Genomic DNA, 5,817 nt, shown 5'->3' with positions numbered 1-5,817 from the left:
ACCAGCGCCGTGATCAGCGTCAGGTCGGCGCAATAGACGAACACGTCAGCGGCCACGACCAGATTGAACCGGGCATCGGCGCGGATGTGGCGGTCGAGGCTTTCGGTGAGATCGCCGGTCTCGAGCTTGTCGTAGAGCTTCTTCCGGCGCGCCTGCGCCACCATGCCGGGCGAAAGATCGACGCCTTCCATCCAGTCGACCACCGGCCGGAATGCGGCGCCCGAAAGGCCGGTTCCGCAACCGAGATCGAGCATCGTGGCGAAACGGCCCTGCCGGTGCGGCTCGCGGCAGACCTCGGACACGGCGCGCTCCAGCATCTCGGGCGCGGTATAGGCGAGCGCCGCCAGCGCGTCGTCGAACTTCGACGCATATTGATCGAACACCGAGCGCACATAATCCGCGGACATAGCGTGCCCGCCGATGTTGAGAAGCCGCAGCCGCAATCCTGCGCCATGCCGGTCCGCGGGGTCGGCCGCCAGGGCTCGCTCGAAGGCCGCAACGGCGCCTGCACGGTCGCCATCGAATTCGCGTAGTTCACCAAGCTCGAACCAGGCCGCGGCGAACCCCGGCGCCAGTTCGACCGTTTGCTCCAGAAGGTCGAGGGCGGATGTCAGGTCGCCACCCTCGCGATAGGCGCGCGCGATCTCGTAGCGCCGGTCGGCGATCAGATCGCCCGACGACTGAAACAGTATCTGCCCCTGGAGCGTTCCCTGCGGCGTTGACGACATTCTCGCGATTTTCCTGTCCGGAACCTATCTAGGCCACATGCGTCCCGAAGACCTGCTCCTGCCGACGCCCTCCGGCGTCTGTTGCAAGACCGGCGGCTTTTACATCGACCCGACCCGTCCGGTCGACAGGGCGCTGATCACGCATGGCCATTCCGACCACGCCCGGGCGGGACACGGCGCCGTGCTGGCCACGCAGGAAACGCTCGACATCATGCGGCTGCGCTACGGCGAGGATTTCGCCGGCAGTACGCAGGCGATCCGCTACGGCGAGACCGTGAGCCTGAACGGGGTCAGCGCCACCTTTCATCCGGCCGGTCATGTATTGGGGTCTGCCCAGATCGCGGTGGAGCGCAAGGGTTGCCGGATCGTCGCCTCCGGCGACTACAAGGACGTGCCGGACCCGACCTGTGCGCCGTTCGAACTCATTCCCTGCGACGTCTTCATCACCGAAGCGACTTTCGGCCTGCCGGTGTTCCGTCATCCCGATCCGGACGCGGAGATCGCCAGGCTCCTTCATTCGGTGACGTTGTTCCCCGAGCGTGCGCATCTGGTGGGCGCCTATACGCTCGGCAAGGCGCAGCGGGTGATCGCGCTCATCCGCAAGGCGGGCTATCGCGATCCGATCTATCTACACGGGGCGATGGAAACGCTGTCGCACTATTACCAGTCGCGCGGCATCGATCTCGGCGATCTTCGTCCTGTCCGCGACATGAAGAAGGGGGAACTCGGTGGCACCATCACGCTCTGTCCGCCCTCGGCACTCAAGGAAGTGTGGTCGCGCCGCTTCCCCGATCCGGTGACGGCCTACGCATCGGGCTGGATGCGGGTGAGGGCACGCGCGCGACAGAGCCTCGTGCAATTGCCGCTCGTAATCTCCGATCATGCCGATTGGGATGGCCTGCGCGACACCATCGTCGCAACTGGAGCGTCCGAAATCTGGGTGACACACGGGCAGGAGGACGCGCTGGTCCACTGGTGCGGCACGCAGGGACTCAAAGCGCGGCCGCTCGATATCGTCGGTTATGGCGATGAAGACGAGACGGATGGTGTGTCCAACGAAGGCGAAGCCGGAAATCCGATATGAACCGCTTCGCCGAATTGCTCGACCGTCTCGCCTACGAGCCCGGCCGCAACAACAAGCTGCGGCTGATGACGGACTATTTCCGGCACACGCCCGACCCCGAGCGCGGCTATGCGCTTGCCGCACTGACCGGCAGCCTCGTCTTCCAGCACGCCAAGCCCGGCATGATCCGCGCGTTGATCACCGAGCGCACCGACCCGGTGCTGTTCGGTCTTTCGCGTGACTTCGTCGGCGACACATCCGAAACGATCGCCCTGATGTGGCCCGTACCGGAAGTCCAGCCGAACTTCGTTCCCACGATCACCGACGTTGTCACCACGCTCAATACGCTCGGAAAGACGCAATTGCCTGCTCAGATCGCGCGCTGGCTCGATGCGCTCGATGAGACCGGACGCTGGGCCTTGTTGAAACTCGTCACCGGCGCGCTGCGTGTCGGCGTATCGGCGCGACTTGCGAAGACGGCGGCGGCCGCCCTCGGCGACAAGGACGTCACCGACATCGAGCTGATGTGGTCCGGGCTCGAAGCACCATACGAGGATCTGTTCGCCTGGCTTGAGGGACGCGGCGAAAAGCCGGAGACAACTGACCCGGCGCCGTTCCGCCCGGCCATGCTGGCGCATGCGATCGAGGGGACGGATTTCGAGAAGCTCGATCCGTCTGACTTCATGGCCGAATGGAAATGGGACGGCATCCGCGTGCAGGCCTCGGCAGGCGTCAATGCACACGGCGACCGCATCGTGCGGATGTACTCGCGCACCGGCGAAGACATCTCGAAAAGCTTCCCCGACCTGCTCGAGTCTCTGAACTTCAACGGCTCGCTCGACGGCGAGTTGCTGATCCTCCGCGACCGCCGCGTGCAGAGCTTCAATGTGCTGCAGCAGCGCTTGAACCGGAAGGCCGTGACGCCGAAGCTGATCCACGACTACCCGGCACACCTGCGCGCATACGATCTGCTCGTGGACGGCAACGAAGACCTGCGCGAACTGCCGTTCGAGATACGGCGCAAGCGCCTGCAGTCCTTCATCGCCCGTCACGCTCATCCGCGGCTCGACCTGTCACCGCTCGTGCCGTTCGCAACCTGGGACGAGCTTGCCGCAGCGCGCGCGGATCCGGCTTCCGCCGGCGCAGGCGAAGATGCCGACGCGGTGGAAGGCGTCATGATCAAGCGCAAGGATTCGCCGTATGTCCCCGGCCGCCCGAAGGGTCTGTGGTGGAAATGGAAGCGCGACCCGTTCACCGTCGATGCGGTGCTGATGTACGCACAGCGCGGCAGCGGCAAACGCTCGTCTTTCTATTCGGATTATACCTTCGGTGTGTGGACGATGATCGACGGCGAGCAGACGCTGGTACCGGTCGGCAAGGCCTATTTCGGCTTCACCGACGAGGAACTGATCAAGATCGACCGCTTTGTTCGCAACAACACGGTGGAGCGGTTCGGCCCGGTGCGCGCGGTGAAGTTCGGTCCCGATGAAGGCCTGGTGCTGGAGGTCGCATTCGAAGGCCTGCAACGCTCCACGCGGCACAAATCGGGCCTCGCCATGCGTTTTCCGCGGATCGCGCGGTTGCGCTGGGACAAGCCGCCCAAGGAGGCGGACCGGCTGGAAACGCTGGAGAAGATGCTGGCGCAGCCGGCAAAGCGGGAACCGGTTTTGCGTCCGGTCGCTCGCTAACCTAAAGTCTATTGGACGAATCTGCGGCGCCGCGTCCGGCGCCTTGCACGGCGCGGCCCCGTAACTAGATCATTGCGCTGACCGGCCCCTGCGCCGGATGGAGGGGAATCCATGTCCACCAACGAACCGCGCGCCTCGATCGAGACGTCCCGGCCTGCGAACAACGATACCATCACCCGCTTTCTCGGCGGCTCGCCGCTCGCGGTTGCGGGCCGGCTGATCCTGCTGTCGATCCTGGTCGGCTTCGTGATGGTGACGTTCGGACTCGATCCCTACAACATCATCCGCAGCATCCAGCATCTGTTCGAGGCGATCTGGAATCTCGGCTTCGACGCGATCAACTGGCTGTGGCGCTACTTCCTGCTGGGCGCCGTGATCGTGATCCCCGTCTGGCTGATCATGCGGCTGGTGAACGCGCCAAAGGGCCGTTAATTCAAAAATATTCACGGGCCTGCGCAAAACGCAGGCCCAATTTTACGCCGGCCAGCGCTGAGCAGTGATATCCGCCGCATCGATACCGACGATATCGGCGAGCGGCTGCTTCTCTGCCTGCGTCAGCATTGCGCGCTTGATGTCGTGGACCAGCGCGAGTCCATGGAACACCAGCGCGCTGTAAAGCTGCACGAGCGTTGCACCGGCACGCAGCTTCGCGATCGCCGCGTCCCCTGAATCGATGCCGCCGACCCCTATGATCGGCATTGCGCCTTCCAGCCGCACATACGTCTCCGCCAGCATCCGCGTGGACAGCGGAAACAGCGGCTTTCCGGAAAGTCCGCCCTGCTCGCCGGCCTTCCCGCGTTCGCGCAGGCTCGGCGGCCGGCTGACCGTGGTGTTGCCGACCACCATGCCCTCGACCTTGCGGTTGCGGGCGAGGCCGACAATGTCGTCGAGATCGGCCAGCGTCAGATCCGGCGCGATCTTCAGGAGAAGCGGCGTCGGAGCGCGCACGCGGTTACGCGCATCGATCGCACGCGCCAGCAAATCGTCGAGCACTTTCGCCTCCTGCAGATTGCGCAGCCCCGGCGTATTCGGCGACGACACGTTGATCGTGATGTAGGACACCACCGGCGCGAAGGCTTCGATCAGCCGCACATAGTCCGCGGTGCGATCCGTGCTGTCCTTGTTCGGACCGATATTGATCCCGACGATCCCGCCCTGATGCACGCGCGCTGCGAGCCGGCGCAGCACCGCGGCGGCGCCGTCCGAGTTCAGTCCGAGCCGGTTGATCACCGCGCCATCAGCATCGAGCCGGAACAGGCGCGGGCGGGGATTGCCGGGCTGCGGCCGCGGCGTCACCCCGCCGACCTCGACGAACCCGAAACCAAGCCGCAGGAGCGCGTCAGGCACCTCGGCATGCTTGTCGAAGCCGGCGGCGAGCCCAACCGGATTGGGAAAATTCAGCCCAAAGGCACGGACCTGCAGGCGCGAATCGTCGGGCCCGGGTGCGGGCAGCGGCACCCATCGCAGGGCCCGCATGGCCAGCCGATGGGCCTCTTCAGGGTCGAAACGATGCAGAAACGGGCGCGCGAGGCGCTCGAGCAGGACGATCACGCCGGAAAGACTCCAGTTGGGCGCGCGAACCTAGCCATCGACCGGTCGGCACACAAGAAACGCGAATGCAGGGCTGGACAGAGCTTGCAAAGGGGACTAATTCCCTAAATCAGGTAGGACAATAGTCACACCAGCCGCGCCAAGGCGCAGGGGCTGCCATGCTGACGCATGCTCAGATCTGGACTGCCATCGACCGGCTTGCCGCACGCGCCGGCCTGTCCGCGTCCGGCCTCGCCAAGAAAGCCGGGCTCGATCCCACCACCTTCAACAAGTCGAAGCGCATAACTCCGGACGGCCGCGCGCGCTGGCCATCGACCGAGTCGGTGGCGAAGTCGCTGGCGGCGACCGGCACCAGCGTGGAAACCTTCATCGCATTGATTTCGGAAACCCCGCGCCCGATCACACAGGCGGTGCCGCTGATCGGCTTTGCCGAAGCAGGCGCGCGCGGCTTTTTCGACGACGGCGGCTTCCCGGTCGGCAAGGGCTGGGACGAGATCGCTTTCCCTTCCGTCAACGACGAACATGCCTACGCGCTCGAGATTTCAGGCAACTCGATGGAGCCCGCCTATCGCAAGGGCGACATCATTGTCGTGTCGCCCGGCGCACCGGTTCGGCGCGGCGACCGCGTCGTGGTCAAGACCAGGGAGGGCGAAGTGATGGTCAAGCAGCTCGCCCGCAAGACCGCGAAGACGATCGAGTTGCATTCACTCAATCCCGACCATCCCGTACGCACCCTGGCGATGACAGACGTGCTGTGGGTCGCGCGCATCATGTGGGCGAGCCAGTA

At 64.9% G+C, this 5,817-nt stretch carries 6 protein-coding genes; 4 read left to right on the top strand and 2 right to left on the bottom strand.

From position 1 onward, the window contains the following. On the bottom strand, positions 1–728 hold a 728-nt coding region (locus VNZ93_RS14745), incomplete at its 3' end, for a methyltransferase domain-containing protein (protein ID WP_325706421.1). Positions 729–765: 37 nt separating this feature from the next. Here VNZ93_RS14745 and VNZ93_RS14740 point away from each other — a divergent pair. From VNZ93_RS14740 to VNZ93_RS14730, 3 genes are all read left to right on the top strand, one after another. Further along, the gene (locus tag VNZ93_RS14740) at positions 766–1,812 is read left to right on the top strand and encodes a ligase-associated DNA damage response exonuclease (RefSeq protein WP_325706418.1); all 1,047 of its coding nucleotides are present in this window, start codon (positions 766–768) and stop codon (positions 1,810–1,812) included. Next, positions 1,809–3,479 (top strand): cisplatin damage response ATP-dependent DNA ligase, encoded by a 1,671-nt coding sequence (locus VNZ93_RS14735; RefSeq protein ID WP_325706415.1) that lies wholly within the window; start codon positions 1,809–1,811, stop codon positions 3,477–3,479. The genes VNZ93_RS14740 and VNZ93_RS14735 overlap by 4 nt, the downstream gene beginning before the upstream one ends. Before the next feature lie 111 nt (positions 3,480–3,590). Then, positions 3,591–3,911 carry a DUF6460 domain-containing protein gene (locus tag VNZ93_RS14730; protein ID WP_325706412.1) on the top strand — a complete coding sequence of 107 codons (321 nt, stop codon included), beginning with the start codon at positions 3,591–3,593 and terminating at the stop codon, positions 3,909–3,911. Between the two features lie 42 nt (positions 3,912–3,953). Here the strand turns inward: VNZ93_RS14730 and VNZ93_RS14725 are convergent, their stop codons facing one another. After that, positions 3,954–5,030, bottom strand: coding sequence for a quinone-dependent dihydroorotate dehydrogenase (locus VNZ93_RS14725; protein WP_325706405.1), 1,077 nt, complete (start codon positions 5,028–5,030; stop codon positions 3,954–3,956). 158 nt (positions 5,031–5,188) lie between these two features. Between VNZ93_RS14725 and VNZ93_RS14720 the strand changes: the two genes are divergently transcribed. Beyond that, positions 5,189–5,817, top strand: a 629-nt coding sequence (locus VNZ93_RS14720; protein WP_325706403.1) for a helix-turn-helix transcriptional regulator, incomplete at its 3' end; no start/stop codon positions are given.

The organism is Pseudorhodoplanes sp. (genome assembly GCF_035565795.1).
Lineage (GTDB): Bacteria > Pseudomonadota > Alphaproteobacteria > Rhizobiales > Xanthobacteraceae > Pseudorhodoplanes.
This window is presented reverse-complemented; position numbering and strand designations above follow the sequence as displayed.

Coding starts and splice junctions, on each gene's coding strand:
- VNZ93_RS14740 (WP_325706418.1), top strand. CDS start 766: ATGCGTCCCGAAGACCTGCTCCTGCCGACGCCCTCCGGCGTCTGTTGC.
- VNZ93_RS14735 (WP_325706415.1), top strand. CDS start 1,809: ATGAACCGCTTCGCCGAATTGCTCGACCGTCTCGCCTACGAGCCCGGC.
- VNZ93_RS14730 (WP_325706412.1), top strand. CDS start 3,591: ATGTCCACCAACGAACCGCGCGCCTCGATCGAGACGTCCCGGCCTGCG.